General features: G+C 61.2%; 21 protein-coding genes. 18 read left to right on the plus strand and 3 right to left on the minus strand.

Annotated elements, in window-relative coordinates; translation table 11 throughout:
* Positions 1-118: 118 nt before the first annotated feature.
* Both rnr and AC1DZE_RS08475 read left to right on the plus strand, forming a co-directional pair.
* Entirely contained in the window at positions 119-2,443 is a 2,325-nt protein-coding gene (gene rnr, locus AC1DZE_RS08470) for a ribonuclease R (protein ID WP_477672150.1), read from the plus strand.
* Positions 2,444-2,518: 75 nt separating this feature from the next.
* Entirely contained in the window at positions 2,519-3,088 is a 570-nt protein-coding gene (locus AC1DZE_RS08475; RefSeq protein WP_477672142.1) for a YggT family protein, read from the plus strand.
* Positions 3,089-3,108: 20 nt separating this feature from the next.
* Here the strand turns inward: AC1DZE_RS08475 and AC1DZE_RS08480 are convergent, their stop codons facing one another.
* The 3 genes from AC1DZE_RS08480 to AC1DZE_RS08490 form a co-directional block, all read right to left on the minus strand.
* The gene (locus tag AC1DZE_RS08480; RefSeq protein WP_477699947.1) at positions 3,109-4,638 is read right to left on the minus strand and encodes an NAD(P)H-hydrate dehydratase; all 1,530 of its coding nucleotides are present in this window, start codon (positions 4,636-4,638) and stop codon (positions 3,109-3,111) included.
* A gap of 71 nt (positions 4,639-4,709) precedes the next feature.
* Positions 4,710-5,969: a D-amino acid dehydrogenase gene (locus tag AC1DZE_RS08485; RefSeq protein ID WP_477699948.1), complete on the minus strand. Its 1,260-nt coding sequence runs from the start codon at positions 5,967-5,969 to the stop codon at positions 4,710-4,712.
* Positions 5,970-6,090: 121 nt separating this feature from the next.
* Positions 6,091-7,437, minus strand: a complete 1,347-nt coding sequence (locus AC1DZE_RS08490) for an amidase (protein WP_477672145.1) — start codon at positions 7,435-7,437, stop codon at positions 6,091-6,093.
* Positions 7,438-7,599: 162 nt separating this feature from the next.
* Between AC1DZE_RS08490 and rpsB the strand changes: the two genes are divergently transcribed.
* The 16 genes from rpsB to AC1DZE_RS08570 all read left to right on the plus strand — a co-directional run bounded on the left by rpsB (position 7,600) and on the right by AC1DZE_RS08570 (position 22,905).
* Positions 7,600-8,352, plus strand: a complete 753-nt coding sequence (gene rpsB, locus AC1DZE_RS08495) for a 30S ribosomal protein S2 (protein ID WP_457280556.1) — start codon at positions 7,600-7,602, stop codon at positions 8,350-8,352.
* Between the two features lie 127 nt (positions 8,353-8,479).
* A complete protein-coding gene (gene tsf, locus AC1DZE_RS08500; protein ID WP_457280557.1) occupies positions 8,480-9,394 on the plus strand; it encodes a translation elongation factor Ts in 915 nt (304 codons plus the stop codon).
* A gap of 61 nt (positions 9,395-9,455) precedes the next feature.
* A complete protein-coding gene (gene pyrH, locus AC1DZE_RS08505; protein WP_036838012.1) occupies positions 9,456-10,166 on the plus strand; it encodes a UMP kinase in 711 nt (236 codons plus the stop codon).
* A gap of 52 nt (positions 10,167-10,218) precedes the next feature.
* Positions 10,219-10,779, plus strand: coding sequence for a ribosome recycling factor (gene frr, locus AC1DZE_RS08510; RefSeq protein WP_457280558.1), 561 nt, complete (start codon positions 10,219-10,221; stop codon positions 10,777-10,779).
* Positions 10,780-10,805: 26 nt separating this feature from the next.
* A complete protein-coding gene (gene uppS, locus AC1DZE_RS08515) occupies positions 10,806-11,546 on the plus strand; it encodes a polyprenyl diphosphate synthase (RefSeq protein ID WP_477669250.1) in 741 nt (246 codons plus the stop codon).
* Positions 11,546-12,406 (plus strand): phosphatidate cytidylyltransferase, encoded by an 861-nt coding sequence (locus AC1DZE_RS08520; RefSeq protein WP_477669251.1) that lies wholly within the window; start codon positions 11,546-11,548, stop codon positions 12,404-12,406. Before uppS ends, AC1DZE_RS08520 begins: the two co-directional genes overlap by 1 nt.
* 13 nt (positions 12,407-12,419) lie before the next feature.
* Positions 12,420-13,607: a 1-deoxy-D-xylulose-5-phosphate reductoisomerase gene (gene ispC, locus AC1DZE_RS08525; RefSeq protein WP_477672148.1), complete on the plus strand. Its 1,188-nt coding sequence runs from the start codon at positions 12,420-12,422 to the stop codon at positions 13,605-13,607.
* Position 13,608: 1 nt separating this feature from the next.
* Positions 13,609-14,982 carry an RIP metalloprotease RseP gene (rseP, locus tag AC1DZE_RS08530; RefSeq protein WP_477699949.1) on the plus strand — a complete coding sequence of 458 codons (1,374 nt, stop codon included), beginning with the start codon at positions 13,609-13,611 and terminating at the stop codon, positions 14,980-14,982.
* Between the two features lie 13 nt (positions 14,983-14,995).
* Positions 14,996-17,293 carry an outer membrane protein assembly factor BamA gene (gene bamA / locus AC1DZE_RS08535; protein ID WP_477698992.1) on the plus strand — a complete coding sequence of 766 codons (2,298 nt, stop codon included), beginning with the start codon at positions 14,996-14,998 and terminating at the stop codon, positions 17,291-17,293.
* Positions 17,293-17,799 carry an OmpH/Skp family outer membrane protein gene (locus AC1DZE_RS08540; protein ID WP_477669255.1) on the plus strand — a complete coding sequence of 169 codons (507 nt, stop codon included), beginning with the start codon at positions 17,293-17,295 and terminating at the stop codon, positions 17,797-17,799. Before bamA ends, AC1DZE_RS08540 begins: the two co-directional genes overlap by 1 nt.
* Before the next feature lie 48 nt (positions 17,800-17,847).
* A complete protein-coding gene (lpxD, locus tag AC1DZE_RS08545) occupies positions 17,848-18,912 on the plus strand; it encodes a UDP-3-O-(3-hydroxymyristoyl)glucosamine N-acyltransferase (RefSeq protein WP_477669256.1) in 1,065 nt (354 codons plus the stop codon).
* The gene (gene fabZ / locus AC1DZE_RS08550; protein ID WP_477669257.1) at positions 18,909-19,349 is read left to right on the plus strand and encodes a 3-hydroxyacyl-ACP dehydratase FabZ; all 441 of its coding nucleotides are present in this window, start codon (positions 18,909-18,911) and stop codon (positions 19,347-19,349) included. The genes lpxD and fabZ overlap by 4 nt, the downstream gene beginning before the upstream one ends.
* Before the next feature lie 155 nt (positions 19,350-19,504).
* Positions 19,505-20,299 carry an acyl-ACP--UDP-N-acetylglucosamine O-acyltransferase gene (gene lpxA, locus AC1DZE_RS08555; protein ID WP_477669258.1) on the plus strand — a complete coding sequence of 265 codons (795 nt, stop codon included), beginning with the start codon at positions 19,505-19,507 and terminating at the stop codon, positions 20,297-20,299.
* 92 nt (positions 20,300-20,391) lie between these two features.
* Positions 20,392-21,528: a lipid-A-disaccharide synthase gene (lpxB, locus tag AC1DZE_RS08560; RefSeq protein ID WP_477669259.1), complete on the plus strand. Its 1,137-nt coding sequence runs from the start codon at positions 20,392-20,394 to the stop codon at positions 21,526-21,528.
* Positions 21,500-22,117 (plus strand): ribonuclease HII, encoded by a 618-nt coding sequence (gene rnhB, locus AC1DZE_RS08565; RefSeq protein WP_477669260.1) that lies wholly within the window; start codon positions 21,500-21,502, stop codon positions 22,115-22,117. Before lpxB ends, rnhB begins: the two co-directional genes overlap by 29 nt.
* Positions 22,114-22,905, plus strand: a complete 792-nt coding sequence (locus AC1DZE_RS08570) for a TrmH family RNA methyltransferase (protein ID WP_477669261.1) — start codon at positions 22,114-22,116, stop codon at positions 22,903-22,905. Before rnhB ends, AC1DZE_RS08570 begins: the two co-directional genes overlap by 4 nt.
* The last annotated feature ends 234 nt before the right edge of the window (positions 22,906-23,139 follow it).

A 23,139-nucleotide genomic window follows, 5' to 3' on the forward strand; every position in this document is an offset into this window, starting at 1 on the left:
CAAATTTTCCTGAAATATTTCGGCTGCATACTTAAACCCGGCAGCCTCCAACGAAAAGAGACTTTCTATCAAAACAACTCACTCCCATCCCGGCGGATCGTCCGCCCATTCATCCGGCTTGCTCGCTGAATTCGAGGGCACCGTTTCCGGCCACCGCGACGGCCATGGTTTCGTATTGCGCGATGACGGCGAAGCAGATATTTACCTGCCGCCCAACGAAATGCGTGCAGTCCTGCACAAGGACCGCGTCAAGGCCCGCATCGTGCGGCACGACCGCAAAAACCGGCCCGAAGGCCGTGTCACGGAAATCGTTGAGCGATCCTCGAATCCCATCATCGGCCGCCTGCTGCAGGAAAGCGGCGTCTGGCTGGTTGCACCCGAAGACAAGCGCTATGGCCAGGACGTTCTGATCCCCAAGGGCGCTACCGGCACGGCCAAGGCCGGCCAGGTGGTGGTGGTGCAACTCACCGAGCCGCCGGCGCTGTTCGGCCAGCCCGTAGGCCGCGTCAAGGAAGTACTGGGCGAGATCGACGACCCTGGCATGGAGATCGAGATCGCGGTGCGCAAGTACGGCGTGCCGCATGAATTCAGCGACGAAGCGCTGGCCCTGGCCCGAACCCTGCCGGACGCCGTGCGGCCTGCCGACAAAAAGCACCGCGTTGACCTGACGGACGTGCCGTTGGTCACCATCGACGGCGAAGATGCCCGCGACTTTGACGACGCCGTGTATTGCGAGCCCGCCAAAGTGGGCCGCGGCAAGGGCTGGCGTCTGCTGGTGGCGATTGCCGATGTGAGCCACTATGTGGAAACCGGCAGCGCCATCGACATTGACGCCTATGACCGCGCTACCAGCGTGTACTTTCCGCGCCGCGTGATTCCCATGTTGCCGGAAAAATTGTCGAATGGCCTTTGCTCGCTCAACCCGAATGTCGAGCGCCTGTGCATGGTCTGCGACATGCTGGTCAATGCCAAGGGCGAGGTTCACGCCTACCAGTTCTACCCGGCGGTGATGTTCAGCCAGGCGCGCTTTACCTATACCGAAGTGGCCGCCATCCTGGCCAATACACGCGGCCCTGAAGCGGCGCAGCGCAAGGCGTTGGTGCCGCACCTGCTCGACTTGCACGACGTGTACCAGGCGCTGCTCAAGGAGCGTGGCGAACGCGGGGCAGTGGATTTTGAAACCACCGAGACCCAGATTGTTTGCGACGAAGCCGGCCGGATTGAAAAAATCGTGCCCCGCACGCGCAATGTGGCGCACCGCCTGATCGAGGAAGCCATGCTGGCTGCCAACGTCTGCTCGGCGGACTTCATCTCACAAAGCAAGCACGTGGGCCTGTACCGCGTGCACGAAGGCCCAACGCCCGAGAAGAAGGAGATGCTGCGCAACTACCTGAAGGCGGCCGGCATCGGCATGACCATCACCGATGACCCGGCGCCCGGCGAATTCCAGAAGATCGCGCTGGCCACCAAGGACCGGCCTGACGCACAGCAAATCCACTCGATGCTGCTGCGCTCCATGCAGCAGGCCATCTACACACCGATGAACAGCGGCCACTTCGGCCTGGCGTACGAGGCCTACACGCACTTCACCAGCCCGATCCGGCGTTATCCTGATTTGCTGGTGCACCGTGTCATCAAGGCGGTGCTGAACAAGGCCAAGTACCAGTTGCCGACCCTGCCCACCCCGGGCGAGGCCGAGGCCAAGCTGTCCAAACGCCTGGCTGCGCGCGTCAAGGAGCCAACGCAAAAGCCGAAAAAAGCCAGCGCCGACGAACTCGCCTGGCAGGCGGCCGGCCTGCACTGCAGCGCCAACGAACGCCGCGCCGACGAAGCCAGCCGCGACGTGGAAGCCTGGCTTAAATGCAAGTACATGCGCGAGCATCTCGGTGAGGAATTCGGTGGCGTCGTCACCGCGGCCACGGGCTTCGGCATCTTTGTCACGCTGGATGCGATGTACGTCGAAGGCCTGGTGCACATCACCGAGCTGGGTGGCGAATACTTCCGCTTCGACGAAGCCCGCCAGGAACTGCGCGGCGAGCGCACCGGCATCCGATATGCCATCGGCACGCGGGTGCGGGTGCAGGTCAGCCGGGTGGACCTGGACGGCCGCAAGATCGACTTCCGGCTTGTCAACGAGGGCCAGGACCTGGTCGGCCGCGCCATGAAGGACAAGACAGGCGGCCATGCGGCGGAACTGCCGGCACAGGAACGCGGCGCTTCGCGCCATGCGGCCGAGCCTCGAACCGGCGGCAAGGCGGGCAGCAAGAGTGCTGGAAAACGCTCGGAGTCGCGCTCAGGCGGCCGCGGCGGCGGCACAGCCAGCCGCAGCGCCAGCAGCAGCGAAAGGGCGCCCAAGTCGCCCATCCAGGCCCTCAAGGCGGCTGTCAAGAAGGCGGCAGGCAATCCGCCGGGCCGCAAGCAGGGCAAGAAGCCGCGCCGTTAGGCGCCAGGACACCATGAAATTTCCGCACAACACCTTTTCCCTGCCTGCGCTTCGTACGCACAAGGCACGCTGCCCATGCTGATGCGCGTATTGGCTTTCCTGCTTGAAACGCTGTTCTTCCTGTTGATTGCAGCGGCTTTGCTGCGAGCCTGGATGAACTGGGTCCGGGTCAACATGACGGCCCAGCCCGGCCGTTTTGTGATGGCCGTGACCGACTGGCTGGTCAAGCCCTTGCGCCGCGTGCTGCCCAGGCCGGTGATGCAGTCCCGGGTGGACTGGGCCAGCGTCCTGGCGGCCGTGTTGCTGGCACTGGCTTATGCGTTGCTGTGGGGCCTGTTGTTTGGCCTGCTGCTGGGGGGCACCCTGTGGACTGCCGGGGCTGCACCTGTAGCCTTGCTGACGCTGTTGTCGTTTGCGCTGAAGATGCTGATCCGCGTGGCGCTGCAAACCCTGTTCATCCTGGTGCTCGGTTTTGCCATCCTGTCGTGGGTGCAGCCTGGCTCACCCGCGTATGGTTTGCTGGGGCGCCTGACCGAGCCCCTGCTGGCACCCCTGCGCCGCGTGATCCCCACGGTGGGCGGCGTGGATTTGTCCGCGCTGGTGCTCATCGTCCTGATCCAAATCGCCCTGATGATCCTGGTGTAAGGCCCTCGTCGGCGCGTCTGTCAGTTGCTGCCGCCTTGTGCATGGGCCAGTTCCGAGGCTGTCAGGGCCGGGGCCGTCCATTCGTCGGCCAGACGGCCATGTGCCCATACGGCGCTGCAGGCCGCGTCGAAGGCATCCAGCCCGGCCGCCATCCGTGCGCCCACCATGCCCGCCAGCACGTCGCCGGTGCCGGCCGTGGCCAGCAGGGCGTTGCCGGTGCTGTTGATGGCGCTGCTGTGGCCCGGCGCCGCGATCACCGTTCCCGAACCCTTGAGCACCACCACACACTGAAACTGTTCGGCAAGCTGCCGGGCCGATGCCAGCCGGTCGGATTGAACCGCGGCCGCTGTGGTGGCGGCCAGCCGGGCAGCTTCCAGTGGGTGTGGCGTCAGCACCGTGCGGTAGCCGCGGCCGTGACGTGCAATGAGCTGCGCCTGGAACTGCGTGTCCCCTGCAATGGCATTGAGTGCATCGGCATCCAGCACCAGCCGCCTGGCAGTCGACAGCACCCTGGCCAGCACGGCCTTGACGGCCTCGCCGCCGCCGCAGCCGCACACCACCACCTGCTGCGCGAAGTCCAGCGCCTCGGGCGTGCGGAACATCAGTTCGGGTTGTTGCGGATCGACCGCGATGGCCGGGCTGCCGAGCAACGCCACAAATACCCGGCCGGCACCGGCATGCAGGGCGGCACGCGCCGCCAGCAGCGCGGCGCCCGCCATGTGGCTGTGGGCGGTGGACTCTCCCCCGAACACGGCCACGTCGCCAAAGCTGCCTTTGTGGCTGGCATGCGCGTTGCCTGAACGGGGCGGCTGGCCGGCATGGTCGGCGCCCAGCAACCAGGCGTCGGTCTGGCTTGGGGTTGCCTCCTGCGTTTCGCGGACGCCGAGATCGTCAAACCAGACCTGGCCCGCCCAATCCCGGCCGCCGGCGGTGAACAGCCCCGGCTTCAAGGTTAAAAGGCTTAAGGTAAAAATGGCTGTAGCGTCCGGTGAATGGGCGCAAGCAGCTATCAAATGTGTAGCAGATCCGGTGTCCGCATCCAGGCCGGTCGGTATGTCTACCGCCAGCCGCGGCGCACTGCCGGCTTGCATTCGCGCCAGCCACTCCAGCATCAAGGCCGTGCCTGGGCGGTCGGGGGCCAGCGCGCCGCCTATGCCCAACAGGGCATCGATGCAGAAATCAAAATCATCGGGCGGTTGCGCCGCCATGGGCACGCCCGCGGCGATGGCGCGCTCGCGCGAGGCATGGGCGTCGGGCGGCAGGCTGGTTTTTCCGGCCGGCAAACCGGTCCAGGTTACGGTGACATTTTTGCCCCATTGGTGCAGATGCATGGCGGCCTCAAAACCGTCGCCGCCGTTGTTGCCGGGCCCACAGGCGATCCAGATGCGCTGCGCATGCGGCGCCAGGGCCAGCGCCAGGCGTGCCACCGAGAGGCCGGCCCGCTGCATCAGCGTGTGGGGCGCAAGCCCGGCGGCGGCACGCCGTTCAAGTTCGCGCGTCGCCGCCACGCTGTGAAGCGGCTCGCTGCGGGCGCTGGAAATTTTTCGCATGGCCTGATTGTGCGTCCCCGCAAAGCAAAAAGCCCGGCAGGCCGGGCTTTGGGCATAAACGCGGGGTGGTTTCAGCCCAGGCGGGCCACGCCCAGGCCTTCCATGTCGATGTCGGCGGTTTTGCCGGCCATCAGGTCGGCCAGCACCCGCGCGCTGCCGCAGCTGAGAGCCCAGCCGCTGGAGCCATGCCCCAGGTTGAGCCAGAGGCCGGGAATGCCGCTGTCGCCGATGATGGGCGGCCCATCGGGCAGCATGGGACGGGCGCCTTTCCATTCCTGCACGCTGGCGCCGGTATTGGAGAGCTGAGCCGCACCCGGGAACCAGTCGTGCAGCACCTTGTACAGCGTCTGGATGGACGATGCCCGCTTGTTGTCAAGCGTGCCGCCGATTTCGGCGCTGCCCGCCACACGCACGCGGTTGCCCAGGCGGGAAATCGCGACCTTGTAACGTTCGTCCATCAGTGCGCTGCGCGGTGCATTCAGCGGTTCGCGGATCGGCGCGCTGATGGAGTATCCGTAAACCGCCGCCATGGGAATCTTCAGGCCCAGCGGCCTCAGGAGCTCCGCGGAGGCCAGGCCGGCGCACATGACCACCCGGTCGTAGCTGCGGGGGCTGGCCTCGCCTGCTATCAAAATACTAGCAGGTTGCGCACGTTCCAATTGGGCTACAGCCGTATTGAACTCAAAATTCACGCCGATGCGCTGGGCTTCGTTCTTCAGCAGCAGGGCAAACTGGCGGCAATTGGCCACCTCGTCGTTCGGCAGGTGCACGGCGCCCAGGAAGTCGGTGTCAGGGCTCAGTGCCGGCTCGATCTTGCGCACCTCGTCGGGTCCGATTTCCCTGAACACCACGCCGGCGTCGCGCAGCACGGCCAGGCCCGGCTGCACCAGCTTGCTGTCTTTTTCAGAGCGCAGCAGCACCATGTAGCCGGGGCTGCCGTCGTACTCAAGCTCCAGTTCGGCGGTCAGGTAGTGCAGCCTTTCGCGGCTGTAGAAAGCCAGGCGCTGCATGCGTGCGCGGTTGGCCAGGTAGGTTTCGAGCTTGCAGGCGCGGAACCACTTCCACATCCAGGCCAGGTCGCGGCCCGACAGGGGCAGGCCGAGCTTGACCGGCGCGTGGCGGTTGAACAGGTGGCTGATGACCTTGCCCGGCATGCCGGGGGCAGCCCAGGGCGTGACATATCCGGGCGCTACCAGGCCGGCGTTGGCAAAGCTGGTCTCCTCGGCCGCCGCGCCGCGCCGTTCGAAGACGGTGACCTCGTGGCCGTCCAGGGCCAGCTCGTAGGCGGTGGTGATGCCGATGATGCCGGCGCCAATGACGGCAACCCTCATGCGAGGCTCCCGCGGTCATGTGGGGCAGGCACGGGGCGCGGGGCTGGGGAGATGTTTTTGTACATTTTTATAAGAAAAAGGCTTTTAAGCCAATGGGAATGAGCGCGAGAAGCTATCGTTTTTATAGCGAATTCGACAGGGCGGTCTCCACCTGCAGGGCCAGGTCCAGCACCGCGTCGTCATGCAACGCCGCATGCCAGAGCATCAGGCCCACGGGCAATTGGCCGGGCGTGTGGCAGGGCAGGGAAATGGCGCAACCGTCGAGCATGTTCACCACGGAGGTATTGCGCAGCAGCAGGCCGTTGACCCGGAAAAATTCGGCATCGTCGTCCAGCAAACCGGCGATCGGCGGCGCGACGATGGGGACGGTGGGCGAGAGCACGGCGTCAAAGCCTTGCAGGCGTGTTTCCATGCGGCCCATCCAGGCCTTGCGGGCGGCCAGCAGGTCGATGTAGTCGGCCGCACTCATGCCGGCGCCGCGCAGGATGCGCAAGGCCACGCGCGGGTCGTATTCGGCCTGGTGTCTGGCGATCAGCGTGCGGTGCCAGGCGTAGCTTTCCGCCGCCGAGAGGCCGCCGGTGGCATTGATGGCGGCCAGCTCGCCGATCTCCTCCAGGCCGATTTCCTCGATGTGCGCACCCGCCTGGCGAAGGATTCGCAGGCTGCGCCCAAACGCTTCGGCGACGGTGTTGTCCAGGAGGTCCTGCATCACGGTGTGGGCGACGGCCAGGCGGCAGGAGGCGAGCGGCTTGCCGGTCAGTTGGACCTTGCGTGCCGCCAGAACCTCATGCACGGTGACCGCGTCGCGCACCGAACGGGTGAGGGCGCAAACGGTGTCCAGGCTGGTGGACAGGGGAAGGGCGCCCTCCGTGGGCACCAGGCGCGCAGTGCTTTTGAAGCCGACGATGCCGCAAAGCGCCGCCGGGATGCGGATCGATCCGCCGGTGTCGGAGCCGAGCCCGACCAGGGCTGCGCCCGTGGTTACCGAGACCGCCGCACCGGAGGACGAACCCCCGGGAATACGTGCCACCTTCGGGTCGCCCGGGTTGACGGGGGTTCCGTAGTGCGGATTGATGCCGACACCGGAGAAGGCGAACTCGACCATGTTGGTGCGCCCCATGAACGTGGCGCCGGCAACACGCAGACGTGCCACGGCGGGGCAATCTTCTGCGGCAGGCGCGGCGCCTGCCAGCACGGTGGATCCGGCTGCGGTGGTCTGGCCGGCCACGTCGAACAGGTCCTTGACCGACACCGGAATGCCGGTAAGTGGAAGCCCTGCAGCGTCCGCAACGGGGTTTTCCGCCATTCCGGCGTGGTTTTGCGGGCTCCCCGGCATGAAAACGTGGCGGCAGGCGTCACTTTGGGCCGTGGCCAGGGCCTGTTCGATAACCTGCCGGGGAGAGGTCTGGCCGGCCGTCATGGCCTGGCGAGTGGCATGGAGGTCGCCTGAAGGGGGCATCTGGCTCATGGGGTGGGAGGGTGTTATACTCGACAGGCTTTGCAAATGACGATTTTGTTGTTTGCAAGGCAAATCGCAAATCAGCCACTCAAGGTGTTGCCCCGGAAATCTCGAAAGAGGCCAACGGGACGATAAGCGCTGATTTTAGACACAACCTTTTGGAGTATTCCTATGTCGACCACTATGCGCGAAATGCTGGAAGCAGGCGTTCATTTCGGACACCAAACCCGCTTCTGGGACCCCAAGATGGCCCCGTACATCTTCGGCCATCGCAACCGTATTCACATCATCAACCTGGAAAAATCGCTTCCGATGTACCAGGAAGCGATGAAGTTCGCGAAGCAGCTGTCTGCCAACCGCGGCACCATCCTGATGGTAGGCACCAAGCGCCAGGCTCGCGACATCGTCGCCACCGAAGCCAAACGCGCCGGTGTTCCCTATGTTGACCAGCGCTGGCTGGGCGGCATGCTGACCAACTTCAAGACGGTCAAGACTTCCATCAAGCGCCTGAAGGAAATGAAGGCCCAGCAGGAAGCCGGCCTTGATTCCATCAGCAAAAAAGAACAGCTCACCTTCAAGCGCGAAATCGAAAAGCTTGAAAAAGACATCGGCGGCATTCAGGACATGAACGCCCTGCCGGACGCCATTTTCGTGATCGACGTGGGCTTCCACAAAATCGCGATCCTGGAAGCCAAGAAGCTCGGCATTCCACTGATCGGCGTGGTTGACTCCAATCACTCGCCTATCGGCATCGACTACGTGATTCCCGGCAACGACGACTCCTCCAAAGCTGTCGCCCTGTACGCCCGCGGTATCGCCGACGCGATCATCGAAGGCCGCGCCAATGCCGTGAACGACGTCGTCAAGGCGGTTTCGGCTGAGAGCTCGGATGAGTTCGTGGAAGTGGAAAACGCAGCCGCCTGATAGTTTTCGGCTCTGCGCCAGACGCGAAAAAGGGGCTCGCGTAGCCCCTTTTTCACAACCTAACGAAAAGCTGGATGCGAATTGATCGCTTCCAGCGTGTCAAAAACGACAAAACGGAGAATCAAAGATGGCAATTACTGCAAGCATGGTCGCTGAACTGCGCGCCAAGACCGACGCCCCCATGATGGAGTGCAAGAAAGCACTGACCGAAGCTGAAGGTAACTTCGAAAAAGCCGAAGAAATCCTGCGCGTCAAGCTCGGCAGCAAGGCCGGCAAGGCCGCTTCCCGCGTCACCGCCGAAGGCGTTGTGGCTGCGCACCGCGAAGGCGATGTGGGCGCGCTGGTGGAAATCAATTGCGAAACCGACTTCGTGACCAAGAACGACAGCTTCCTGGCCTTCACCAAGGCAGTGGTCGAAGGGATTGTCAAGAACAACCCGGCCGACGTGGAAGCCGTGGGCGCCATGCCTTTATCGCTTGACGGCTTTGGCCCGACGGTCGAAGACGTGCGCAAGGGCCTGATCGGCAAGATCGGCGAAAACATGAGCGTGCGCCGCTTCAAGCGTTTCTCGGGCAGCAAGCTGGCCTCTTACCTGCACGGCACGCGCATCGGTGTGGTCGTGGAGTTTGAAGGCGACGAAGCCGCCGCCAAGGATGTCGCCATGCACGTGGCCGCGATGAAGCCCGTGTCCCTGTCCAGCGCTGAAGTGCCTGCCGAACTGGTCGCCAAGGAGCGCTCGGTGGCTGCAGCCAAAGCCGCTGAAGATGCCGCCAAGGCACAAGCCGAAGGCAAGGCCGTCCAGTCCGCTGAAATTGTTGCAAAGCGTATCGAAGGTGGCGTGCAGAAGTACCTGAAGGAAGTCAGCCTGTACAACCAGACTTTCGTCAAGAACGACAAGCAGACCGTCGAGCAGATGCTCAAGGAAAAAGCGACGACGATCAAGTCTTTCACGCTGTATGTCGTGGGTGAAGGCATTGAGAAAAAGGTGGACGATTTCGCTGCCGAAGTCGCCGCCCAGGTCGCCGCAGCCAAAGCTGCTTGAGCATTTCAGTCCAGCCGGAAGGCCGCTAAACTTCAGACAACCCAACAAAGAAAGCTCTCACATGCCAGCCTACAAGCGAATCTTGTTAAAACTGTCAGGTGAGGCCTTGATGGGGGATGATGCCTTTGGCATCAACCGTGCGACCATCGTGCGCATGGTGGAAGAGATTGCCGAAGTCACCCGTATGGGTGTCGAAGTGGCGGTCGTGATTGGCGGCGGCAATATCTTCCGCGGTGTGGCCGGCGGTTCCGTCGGCATGGACCGCGCCACTGCCGACTACATGGGCATGCTGGCTACTGTGATGAACGCCCTGGCCTTGGGCGACACCATGGACAAGGCCGGGTTGATCGCTCGCGTGATGTCGGCCATCGGCATTGAGCGCGTGGTTGAGCCTTATGTTCGCCCCAAAGCCCTGCAGTACCTCGAAGAGGGCAAGGTCGTCATCTTCGCGGCCGGCACCGGCAACCCGTTCTTCACCACCGACACGGCAGCCGCATTGCGCGGCGCGGAGATCGGCGCCGAGATCGTGCTGAAGGCCACCAAGGTCGACGGTGTGTACACTGCGGACCCCAAGAAAGACCCGAAAGCCACGCGCTACACCAACATCACCTTCGATGAAGCCATGGGTAAAAACCTGGAGGTCATGGACGCCACCGCTTTTGCGTTGTGTCGCGACCAGAAACTCCCCATCAAGGTGTTCAGTATTTTCAAGCATGGTGCGCTCAAGCGCGTCGTGCAGGGCGAGGACGAGGGAACCCTGGTTCACGTCTGAGCCTCCTGTCCCAGCTTGTTCTTTTTCGCTATAAAAATCCGGAGATTCGACCATGAGCATTGTTGAAGTCAAGCAGCAGGCAGAGCAAAAGATGCAGCAGTCTATTGACTCGTTCAAAAATGGCCTGACCAAGATCCGCACGGGCCGCGCCAACCCCGGTTTGCTCGATACCGTGCATGTTGACTATTACGGCTCCATGGTGCCGATCAGCCAGGTGGCCAATGTGTCGCTGCTCGACGCCCGCACCATCAGCGTCTCGCCCTGGGAAAAAGGCATGGGCGCCAAGATCGAAAAGGCCATCCGTGATTCAGACCTGGGACTCAATCCGGCCGCGCAGGGTGACCTGATCCGCGTGCCCATGCCGGCCATGACCGAAGAGCGCCGCCGCGAACTCACCAAGGTCGTGCGCGCCGAAGGGGAGCACGCCAAAGTGGCTATTCGCAACCTGCGCCGCGATGCCAATGATGGCGTCAAGAAACTCGTCAAGGACAAGCTCGCTTCTGAAGACGACGAACGCCGTTCGCAGGACGATATCCAGAAGTTCACGGATCGTTTCATTGCCGAAGTCGACAAACTGGTCGCCGGCAAGGAACAAGACATCATGGCGGTTTGACGCCTCGTCGTCTGGCCTGATTCACCATGGCCACCACCCATCCCATAGTCCCGCACCACGTTGCCATCGTTATGGATGGCAATGGCCGGTGGGCGACCAAACGGTTTTTACCCCGCATTGCGGGCCACAAGCAGGGCGTTGATTCGCTCAGCCGCTGCGTTCGCGCATGCCTGGACCGCGGCATCGGCGTCCTCACGGTTTTCGCTTTTTCTTCGGAGAACTGGAACCGGCCGGCAGAAGAGGTGTCCGGGCTGATGGAGTTGCTTGCCTATTCTCTTTCCAAGGAAGTCCCCAGCCTGAATGCCAACGGCGTGCAACTGCGTTTTGTCGGAGACCGCCTGCGGCTTTCCGAGAAAGTCCAGGCAGGGCTGGCGCAAGCTGAGCTCGACACCTCGACCAACCAGCGGCTGGTTTTTAATGTGTGCTTCAACTACGGTGGTCGCTGGGATATTGCCCAGGCTGCCAACAGATTGGCCAGCCGCGGTGAAGCCATTACCGAGCTGTCGCTGGACAGGGAGATGGCGCTGGCGCACGTGCCGGACCCGGATCTGCTGATTCGCACAGGCGGTGAGTTGCGGATCAGTAATTTTTTGCTGTGGCAGGCAGCTTATTCAGAGCTGCATTTCTCCGACAAGTTGTGGCCTGAATTTGACGAGGCGGCGCTGGACGAGGCGATAGCCGTCTTTCGGACTCGCGAACGACGCTTCGGCAAGACCTCCGCCCAGGTCAGTGGCCGCAGTACCAATGAAAATACAAAGGCTGCCTGATGCTTAAACAGCGCGTGATCACAGCGATTGTCCTTCTGGCTATTTTGCTGCCAGCCCTTTTCTACAAGACGCCAGAGCCCTTTTGTGCCGTCGCGCTGCTGCTGATTGCTGCGGGTGCCTGGGAGTGGGGCCGGCTGAACGCACTCGGGCAGGGGGTCTCACTGGGGCTCGCCGCCGTTTGTGTCGGGCTGTGCGCGCTGGCATGGTACGTTGGCCTGCTCGCAAAGCCCCTGCCGCTTCTTTGGGCTGCTGCAGGTGCCGCTTGGGTGCTTGCCGGTGGCTGGTTGTTGCGCAATGGTGTGGCGGGCTGGCCGCGTGTACCCAAAGTAATTCGCCTTCCGGGGGGGCTGGCTGCGTTGTTGGTTGCATGGCTGGCTGTGGCCCAGGCTCGTGTGGCGGGCATTGACTTTTTGCTGTCCGTTCTGCTGCTGGTCTGGGTGGCCGATATCTTTGCCTATTTTGCAGGCCGTGCCCTGGGAGGCCGGTTCAGCAAGGGCAAGCTGGCTCCTTCGATCAGTCCTGGTAAAAGCTGGGAGGGCGTGTGGGGCGGCATGGCCGGTGTGGTGGCGCTGTCGCTGGCCTGGGTCTGGCTGGGCCGTGCGGGCATTGGCGGTGGCTTCTGGGCTGACGCCACGCTTTACAGCCGGCTGGCTGATCATCACGGCATGGCCGTCATGCTGCTGGCGGTTATTTTCCTGGCCGCCATGAGTGTGGTTGGCGATCTGGTCGAGTCTCTTATCAAGCGCAGTGCCGGGGTTAAAGACTCCAGCGGCCTGTTGCCGGGCCACGGCGGCGTGCTCGACCGGGTCGACGCGCTATTGCCCACGCTGCCCCTGGCGATGATGCTGGTTACCCTTTAGGCTTTGCTCCCGTATGTCCTTTGAAAAGCAGCGTGTGACCGTTTTGGGCTCCACGGGGTCCATTGGTGTCAACACGCTTGATGTCATCGCCCGCCATCCTGAGCGCTTTGAGGTGTTTGCCCTCAGCGCGGCAACCCAAACGGACTTGATGCTGGCGCAGTGCGCCCAGTTCAAACCCCAATACGCGGTTATGGCCAGTGAGCGCCATGCCCGTTTGCTGGCCGAGAAGATCAAGACAAATCAGCTACCGGTGCAGGTTCTATGGGCGCAAGATGCTCTCGAAATGATAGCGTCGCACGAGTTGGTGGATACCGTGATGGCCGCTATTGTGGGCGCTGCCGGGTTGGGTCCGTGCATGGCGGCCGCAAAGGCGGGCAAGCGCTTGCTGCTCGCCAACAAGGAGGCCCTCGTCGTCGGCGGCGAAGTGTTTATGCGGGCGGTTCGTGAAGGGGGGGCCCGGTTGCTGCCTATTGACAGTGAGCATTCGGCCATTTTCCAGTCGTTGCCCGAAGACCCGGCGGTGTGGCCCCGGCGCATCGAAAAAATCATGCTGACCTCGTCGGGCGGTCCTTTTCGCGCCCGTGATCCAGCAACTTTGCGCGACGTAACGCCCGAGCAGGCCTGCGCGCACCCTAATTTTTCCATGGGCCGCAAGATTTCGGTGGATTCGGCCACGATGATGAACAAGGCTTTGGAGGTGATCGAGGCCAAGTACCTGTTTGGTGTCGTGCCGGAGCAGATCGAGGTGGTGATCCATCCGCAGCAAATCATCCATTCGATGGTGCAGTTCCATGACGCATCGGTGATGGCCCAGCTGGGTACGCCCGATATGCGGGTGCCGATTGCCTATGGCCTGTCCTGGCCGGAGCGGATCGAAAGCGGCACGGCGCGCCTGGACTTCGCCCGCATGGCCGCCATGACATTCGAGGTCCCGGACTTTCAGCGCTTTCCCTGCCTGCCTTTGGCCTGGGAGAGTTTGCGTGCGCCGCCGGGCACTTGCGTGGTGCTGAACGCAGCCAATGAGGTTGCTGTGGCGGCGTTTTTGGACCGGCGCATCCGCTTCGACCATATTCACCATGTAAATCATGCAACTTTGGAGGCCGCGGCAGTCTCTCAGGTGGACGACATAGAAGGCTTGCTGGCGCTGGATGAGCAGGCCCGCCGCGTTGCCACTCAAATCACCCAAGGTCTGGAGTCCTGAGATGCTGACACTGGTTTCTTTCGTTGTGACTCTCGGTATCCTGATTGCCGTGCACGAATACGGCCATTACCGCGTCGCAGTGGCGTGTGGCATCAAGGTCCTGAAATTTTCCATCGGATTCGGCAAACCTATTTACACCTGGAAGCTCAAAAACAAGTCGACAGAGTTTTCCATCGGCATGCTGCCCCTGGGCGGCTACGTCAAGATGCTGGATGAGCGCGAGGCCCCGGTGGATCTATCCGAGCGTCATCTGGCTTTTAATACCCAGCCGCTGAAATCGCGGGTTGCCGTGGTGGCCGCCGGCCCGGCCGCCAATTTGCTGCTGGCCATAGTGCTGTATGCCGTGGTCAACTGGACTGGCTTGCAGGAGCCCAAAGCCATTTTGGCCAGCCCGGTAGCAGGATCGCTTGCCGAAAAGGCTGGCCTGGGTGGCGGGGAAATGGTTCAGCAGGCGGCTTTTGAAGGCGGCGACCTGGAGGTCGTTCATTCTTTTGAAGACTTGCGCTGGAGGCTCACTCAAGGTGCACTGGATGGTCGCGACCTCACCTTGGTGCTTGGCAGCGATGGCGCAGCGTCAGGGCAGACTGTGCGGTTGCTGCTCAGTACGCTGGGTGCACCCGAAGCAGATGCCGATCTGTTCAGGAAAATTGGCATTCTCGGCCCCTGGACCCGTCCGGTGATTGGCACTGTCATGCCCGGGGGCGCCGCAGAAAAATCCGGCCTGCGTGCCGATGATCTCGTGCTTCGCATTGGCGAGACAGCGATTGTGGATGGGCAACAGCTGCGCGAGGTGATACGTACCTCTGCCCGCTCGACCGGAACGGGTGCTGCCGTTGTCCCGCAGACATGGCAAATCAGCCGTGCTGGCGCATCCCTGGCGCTGCAAGTGACGCCTGAACTCAAGGCAGTGAACGGGGTGATGGTGCCCCGGATTGAGGCCTATGTGGGAGCCCCTCCCGAGTTTGTCACGGTGCGTTACGGCCCTGTCGATGGCTTGTGGCAAGGTGCCGTACGTACCTGGCAGGTTTCGCTGCTCACACTGAAGATGATGGGGAAAATGGTCATAGGCGAGGCGTCGCTTAAAAACCTGAGTGGCCCGCTCACGATTGCGGACTATGCGGGGAAGTCGGCCAGCCTTGGGTGGAGCAGTTATCTGCTATTTTTGGCCCTTATCAGCGTGAGCCTTGGCGTCCTGAATTTACTGCCGCTGCCGGTTCTGGATGGGGGGCACCTGATGTATTATCTTTGGGAGGGGATCACCGGCCGGGGCGTGTCTGACGCCTGGATGGACCGGTTGCAGCGCGGTGGCGTTGCTATCCTGCTGGGCATGATGTGCGTTGCCCTGTTTAACGATGTCACCCGGCTTTTGGGCTAATTCCTTACATTTCATGCAAAAACAAATAAATCGCTTCAAAGTTCGTGCAGTTTGCGCTATCGCCGCCGGTCTTTTTGCAGCCAGTTCGGCTTGGGCCGTTGACCCTTTCACGGTGCGTGATATCCGGGTTGAAGGCTTGCAGCGCGTTGAGCCCGGAACCATTTTTGCCTCCTTGCCCTTTCGGGTCGGCGAAACCTATAACGACGACAAGGGTTCCACCGCCATTCGTGCGCTGTTTGGGCTGGGCCTGTTCAAGGACGTGAGACTTGAAGTCAGTGGCGACGTATTGGTGGTGATCGTTGAAGAGCGTCCCACCGTCGCTGACGTGGACTTTGTGGGTGCCAAGGAGTTCGACAAGGACGCGCTCAAGAAAGCACTCCGCGAGGCCGGTGTTGCGGACGGCCAGCCGTTCGACAAGGCGCTCGCCGACAAGGCGGAGCAGGAGCTCAAGCGCCAGTACATCAACAAGAGCCTGTACGGCGTTGAAATTGTCACCACCGTCACGCCGATCGAACGCAATCGGGTCAACCTGACTTTCAGTGTGACCGAAGGCGATGTCGCGAAGATCAAGGAAATCCACATTACAGGCAACAAGGCGTTCAGCGAGTCAACCCTCCTGAGCCTCTTTGACCTTGATACAGGTGGCTGGCTCAGCTGGTACACCAAGTCGGATCGCTATTCGCGCACCAAGCTCAACGCCGACATTGAAACGCTGCGCTCCTACTACCTTTCGCGGGGCTACCTCGAATTCAAAATCGACTCTACCCAGGTTGCGATTTCCCCGGACAAACAAAGCATTGCCATCACCGTCAACGTGACCGAGGGCGAGCGTTTTGTTGTTTCGGGTGTCAAGCTTGAAGGCAACTACCTGAACAAGGAAGAAGAGTTCAAGACACTCGTGAAAATCACGCCTGGTGAGGCCTACAACGCGGACGAGGTCGCTGAAACGACCAAGGCGTTCAGCGACTATTTCGGTACTTTTGGCTACGCTTTTGCCCGCGTCGAAGCGGTGCCGGAAATTGACCGTGTCAATAACCGCGTGGCATTTGTGCTTCAGGCAGAACCATCCCGCCGTGCTTATGTTCGGCGCATCAACGTGGCCGGAAACAATCGCACGCGCGATGAAGTCGTGCGTCGCGAGTTCCGCCAGTTTGAGTCGTCCTGGTACGACGGCGACAAAATCCGGCTTTCCCGCGACCGTGTCGACCGTCTGGGTTTCTTTACCGATGTGAATGTAGAAACGCAGGAAGTGACCGGTACAAACGACCAGGTCGACATTACGGTCAATGTGGTTGAAAAGCCAACCGGTAATTTGCAGCTTGGTGCGGGGTATTCCAGCGCGGACAGCCTCTCACTGGTATTCGGTATCAAGCAGGAAAACGTTTTTGGCTCGGGCAATTACCTGGGTGTTGAAGTCAACACCAGCAAGTCCAACCGCCAGATCGTGCTCAGCACTATTGACCCATATTTCACGGCCGATGGTATTTCGCGCACCATTGATGTCTATGACCGCACGTCGAAGCCTACCTCGGGCCAAGGTGGTGACTACAGCCTGAAAACGCGGGGCGCAAGTATTCGTTTCGGTGTTCCGTTTACCGAGAATGACACCGTTTATTTTGGCAGCGGTTACGAGCAGTTGACGATTGTGCCGGGCACCAATCTGCCGGTTAGTTATCTGAACTATGCGAACCAGTTTGGCTACAAAAGCAACTCGATTCCGTTGACAGTGGGTTGGTCGCGCGACAGCCGCGACAGCGCGCTGGTGCCTACGTCGGGCCTCTATCAACGGGTTTACGGTGACTGGGGTGTCGCTGGCGACATCAAATTCGTGCGAGCGAACTACCAGGCCCAGAAATACATTCCGCTCAACAAGCAGTTCACGATCGCGCTTAACGGCGAGTTTGGCTGGGGCAAAGGCCTGAATGGCCAGCCTTATCCGCTCTTCAAGAATTACTATTCGGGCGGCCTGGGTTCTGTGCGTGGATTTGAGCAAGGCTCACTGGGCCCGCGCGATGCGTCTGATCTTGCCATCGGTGGACCGAAGAAGCTCACCCTCAATGCCGAACTCATTGCGCCGTTTCCTGGTGCAGGCAATGACCGTACCCTGCGCCTCTATGGGTTTGTGGACGCAGGCAATGTTTTTGGTGAAAATGAGCGTTTTCGGGTAAATGACTTGCGGGCTTCCACAGGTATTGGTATCAGCTGGATTTCCCCAGTGGGTCCCTTGCGCATCGCTATTGCGACGCCGCTGCGCAAAATGCCAGGCGATAGAATAGAGCGGTTGCAATTCCAAATTGGTACATCTTTCTAATGAAGCATTTTTCAATCAAAATTTTCCTGGGCGTTGCCATTGCACTGGCGGGGTTCTCCGCAAGTGCGCAGGAGTTCAAGGTCGGGATTGTCAATCTGGACCGGATTTTCCGGGAGGCCAATTCCGCGAAAGCCGCCCAGACCAAACTTGAGCAGGAATTCAGCAAGCGTGAAAAAGAGCTGAACGATCTGGCGACCCAGCTGAAAACACTCTCCGACAAATTTGAGCGTGAAGCCCCGACGCTTGCGGAGAGTCAGCGCGTTTCACGGCAAAAGCAGCTTGTTGACCAGGATCGGGACTTCCAGCGCAAGCGCCGTGAATTCCAGGAAGACCTGAACACCCGCAAGAATGAAGAACTCCAGCAGGTCATCGAACGTGCGAACAAGGTTGTGAAGACGCTGGCTGAGACGGAAAAGTACGACCTGATTCTCCAGGAATCGGTCTATGTCAATCCCAAGCATGACATCACCGACAAGGTGATCAAGGCGTTGAACGCTGCCCGTTGATTGCGGGGTGTTCACCACGATCACCATCGTGAAAATGGCAGGCGCAGTGTGACACTCCGTCTTGCCGATATCGTTGAATCCCTGGCCGGTGCAGTACAGGTCGAACTGGTCGGCGACCCCGGCCTGCAGATAGAGCGGCTCTCTACGTTGGAGGCTGCCGGTCCAGCGGACCTGAGTTTCCTCAGCCACCCCAAATACTTGTCCAAGCTCGCGCAGTCCGAGGCTGTCTGCGTCATTGTGGCGCCCGCCGCGCGCGAGGCCGCAGTCAAGCGTGGCGCCTGCATCGTGACAGACGATCCCTACCACGCTTTTGCGTTGGTCACTCAACTCTGGAAGCGGTGGCATTCCCCGCAGGTGGTTCCGCACATTCATCCCAGTGCCTATATCGATCCCTCTGCCACTGTGGCGTCCGGCGTTTCGATCGGTGCATTTGCCTGCATTGGCCAAGGCGCGGTGATTGGCACGGATGCGCGGATTGCGGAGCATTGCGTCGTCGGGCGGCATGTGCAAATCGGTGCGAACACCCGGTTGTCGGCGCGCGTGACCGTGGCCGACGGCTGCCGCGTGGGGGAGCGCTGTATCGTGCACTCCGGCGCGGTGATCGGCGCTGATGGTTTTGGCTTTGCGTCGCACCAGGGACAGTGGGTGAAGATCGAGCAACTTGGTGGTGTGCAGATCGGCAATGATGTCGAGATCGGTGCCAACACCTGCATTGACCGCGGTGCGCTGCAGGATACGGTGCTGGAAGACGGTGTGAAGCTCGATAACCTGGTCCAGATCGGCCACAACGTCCGGGTTGGCAAACATACCGCCATGGCCGGCTGTGCCGGCGTCGCGGGCAGCGCCACGATTGGTGCGCATTGCACGGTGGGGGGCGGCGCCATTGTGCTGGGCCACCTGACGCTCGCCGATGGTGTGCATGTCTCGGCTGCATCGGTGGTAACCCGATCCATTTTGAAGCCCGGGCATTACACCGGGCTCTTTCCCATCGACGACAATGCTGTCTGGGAAAAAAATGCCGCTACGCTCAAGCAGCTTCATACGCTTCGTGAGCGTCTCAGGGAGGTCGAAAAAGCCATCCTGCACTCAGGACACACTCAAGAAAAATCATGATGGATATCCACCAAATTCTCAAACAGCTGCCGCATCGTTATCCCATCCTGCTGGTGGACCGGGTGCTGGAAATCGAAAAAGGCAAACGCATCAAGGCGCTCAAAAACGTCACGATCAACGAGCCCTTTTTTATGGGGCACTTTCCCCATCACCCGGTGATGCCGGGGGTATTGATACTGGAAGCCATGGCGCAGGCGGCCGCGCTGCTGGCCTTTGCGACGCTGGGCGTCACGCCCGACGACAAGACGGTCTATTACTTCGCCGGCATCGACGGTGCACGCTTCAAGCGCCCCGTTGAACCTGGCGACCAGCTGATCATGGACGTCACACTGGACCGCATGAAGGCCGGCATTTTTAAATTTAAAGGGGTCACCAGGGTAGGTGAGACCATTGCCTGCGAAGCCGAATTGATGTGCACCATGCGCACGATCGCGTGAATGGCCCCCACGCTTTTCGCTTCGCGTAATTCGCTGCCCCCCGAGAGGGCTGCTGCGCCTGCGGTCTGGCGGAGCCAGTCCCGCGGCCCCGGTGTGAAGGGGGACTTGCCCATACGGCTTTTGGCCGACCTATTCGCTGAACAGTTGATTTCGTCATGACGGCTATACATTCCACTGCACTTATTGATCCGCAAGCCCAGCTCCATGAGTCGGTGAGCGTCGGTCCCTATACGGTCATTGGTCCGCACGTGAAGATTGGTGCCGGCACCACCGTGGGTGCCCACTGCGTGATCGAAGGACACACCACCATAGGCCGTGACAACCGGATTTTCCAGTTCAATTCACTGGGTGCAATTCCGCAGGATAAAAAGTATGCGGGTGAACCTTGTGAACTGGTGATCGGCCACCGCAACACCATTCGCGAGTTCTGCACCTTCAACATCGGCTCGCCGGGCGACACTGGCGTGACCCGTGTGGGGGATGACAACTGGCTCATGGCCTATGTGCATCTGGCGCACGACTGCGTGGTGGGCAACAACACCATTTTTGCCAACAACACCCAACTGGGTGGCCATGTGCATGTCGGCGACTGGGTGATTCTGGGCGGCTTCACCGTCGCGCACCAGTTCGTGAAAATCGGTGCCCACAGCTTCACCGCCATGTGCTCGCTGCTGTTTGCCGATTTACCGCCTTTTGTCATGGCGCAGGGACAACCGGCCGAGGCGCGCTCCATGAATTTTGAAGGGCTGCGGCGACGGGGCTTTTCACCGGAGCGAATTTCCGCTGTCAAGGCCATGCACAAAGCGCTGTACCGTGACGACCTGACCCTGGATGTATCGCGCGAGCGCATTGCCGCTCTGACGGAAAAGTACCCGGATGCCGCGCCTGATGTGCAGATGATGCTTTCATTTCTGGAACAAACCTCGCCGCAGCGCGGCATTGTCCGGTAAGACCTATGTCGTTGATGGAGCCAAGCCCTCTGCCAGCCCGTAGAGAGGCAGGCCTCCCCGTTGCGGACTCCCTGAGAGCCCGTTCCCCTTGCGTGGCGATGGTCGCGGGCGAAACCTCTGGAGATTTGCTCGCCGGCCTGCTGCTCGATGGTTTCAAGGCCCGCTGGCCGGCACTGACGTCAAACGGTATCGGCGGCTCACAGATGGCAAGCCGCGGTTTTAACGCCTGGTGGCCCAGTGAAAAGCTGGCGGTACGCGGGTATGTTGAGGTATTGCGGCATTACCGCGAGATCGTCGGCATACGCGAACAACTGAAGCAACGCCTGCTGGATCAGCGCCCAGACCTTTTCCTTGGCATTGATGCACCCGACTTCAATCTTGACCTGGAGGCGGCGCTCAAGGTTCAAGGCATCAAGACCGTGCATTTTGTCAGCCCCGCCATCTGGGCCTGGCGTGCCGACCGTGTTGAAAAGATACGGCGCAGTGTGGACCACGTGCTGTGCATCTTTCCTTTTGAGCCTGCGCTGCTGGCTGCTCATGGCATTGCCGCGACCTATGTGGGTCACCCGCTGGCCAATGTCATTCCCCTGCAGCCTGACCGCGCAGCGGCCCGGCGCAAGCTGGGTTTGCAGGATGAAGACACCGTGGTGGCCATTCTTCCCGGCAGCCGGAAATCCGAAATCCAGTACCTCGCGCAACGATTCTTTAAGGCTGCAGCCCTTATTCAACATGCGCAACCAGCTATCAAATTTATAGTGCCGGCCATTCCCGCGCTGAAGGGCGTGATTGAGCGCCATGCGGACGTGGAAGGAATGAAACCCCATCTGCAGATCATCGAGGGCCAGTCCCACAGCGCGCTGGCGGCATGTGATGTAACGCTGATAGCGAGTGGCACCGCCACGCTGGAGGCGGCGCTTTTCAAGCGGCCCATGGTGATCGCCTACAACATGAACTGGCTGTCATGGCAAATCATGCGGCGCAAGAAATTGCAGCCATGGGTGGGCCTGCCCAATATCCTCTGCCGGGAGTTTGTCGTTCCGGAGCTGCTGCAGGACGCGGCCACGCCTGAGGCGCTGGCAGCGGAAGTGCTGAAATGGGTTGACGCAAAGTCTTCGGCACCTGACAAAATAGCGGCTGTAGAACAACGATTTACCGCGCTGCATGCGGAACTGCAGCGGGACACTTCAAAACTGGCGACAGATGCGATCCAGCAAATTCTTGAAAGCTGAGCAAACACCCTTGTCATGGGATACGCCTGGCCTTGTGGCTGGCGTGGACGAAGCTGGCCGGGGACCATTGATGGGCCCGGTGGTCGCGGCCGCCGTCATTCTTGATGAGCTCAATCCCATTCAGGGGCTGGCCGACTCCAAGAAGCTCACGGCCTTGCGCCGCGAAAAACTCTATGACGAAATCCGCGCCAAGGCACTGTGCTGCTCGATTGCGCTGGCAACCGCCGAGGAGATCGACAGCATCAACATCCTGCAGGCTACTTTACTGGCCATGCGGCGCGCGGTGGAAGGCCTGCGCCTCAAGCCCAACAAGGTGCTGGTCGACGGCAACCGGCTGCCAACACTGGTGATCCTGTCCGAGGCCATTGTGGGTGGTGACGCGCTGGTGCCTTCGATTTCCGCAGCGTCGATTCTGGCCAAGGTTTACCGCGACCGTTGGTGCGCGGAGTTCCATCTTGAGTATCCCCAGTACGGGTTTGCCGACCATAAAGGGTACGGCACGGCCGAACATCTGGCTGCGTTGCGCGAACACGGCGCCTGTCCCCAGCATCGCAGGTCCTTTGCGCCGGTGGCTGAGGTCTTGCGGTGAGTTCCGGCTTCTCCGGATCCTCCGGCTCCGCCACGTACATCACTTCGCGCGACAACCCTCTGATCAAGGACCTGCGCAAGCTCTCGCAGGACAGCACCGCGTACCGCAAACAGGGGCGCGTCTGGCTGGAGGGGGACCATTTATGCCGTGCAGCGCTGGCGCGCGGCCTGCAGCCTGCCATCGCCGTTTTTTGTGAATCATTTTGGTCTGCAAGCCAATCTGAATGGGCGCAAGCAGCTATCAAAAACATAGTAATTTCCGATGCACTGCTGCCGGAAATCAGCGGCCTGGAGTCACCCGCTCGCATGGGTTTTGTGCTGGATTTGCCGGCGCCCGCCAGCCCGCAACCCCATGCAGCCTCGGTCATCCTGGACCGTGTGCAGGATGCCGGCAACGTGGGCTCCATCCTGCGCAGCGCAGCGGCCTTTGGCTTTGGCCAGGTTCTTGCCCTCAGGGGTACGGCGGCGCTCTGGTCGCCCAAAGTGCTGCGTGCCGGTATGGGTGCCCACTTTGCACTGCAACTGGTGGAAGGCCTGGAGCCCGAGGCTCTGGCAGCATTGACCGTGCCCATCGTTGTCACCAGCTCGCACCAAGGCAGCTTTTTGCATCAGCAGAAGTTGCCTGTGCCGTGTGCATGGGCCATGGGCCACGAAGGGCAGGGCGTTAGCGACGACCTCATGAGCCGGGCGGCGCTCAAGATCCGCATCGACCAGCCGGGGGGCGAGGAGTCGCTTAATGTGGCAGCCGCGGCCGCAATTTGCCTGTACGCAAGTTCGCTGAAGATATAGACCCACCCCCGTCCAGGCTCACTGCGTGTAGCCCGTTCCCCCCTTCCGGGGGGCGGCGCCTGGGGCTGGCAAAGCCGAACCCGCGGCCCCCACTGGTGAAATACTCCCCTGCATTCGCCCTGAATCTTCAAGCCAGCATGAGCCGCGGAACCGGCTCTGCCGGGCCGTAGGGCGGGCAGCCCCCTCGGGGGGCAGGGAGCTACACGAAGTGAGCGACCGTGGGGGCCACATCCC

The organism is Polaromonas sp. P1_F1 (genome assembly GCF_056405795.1).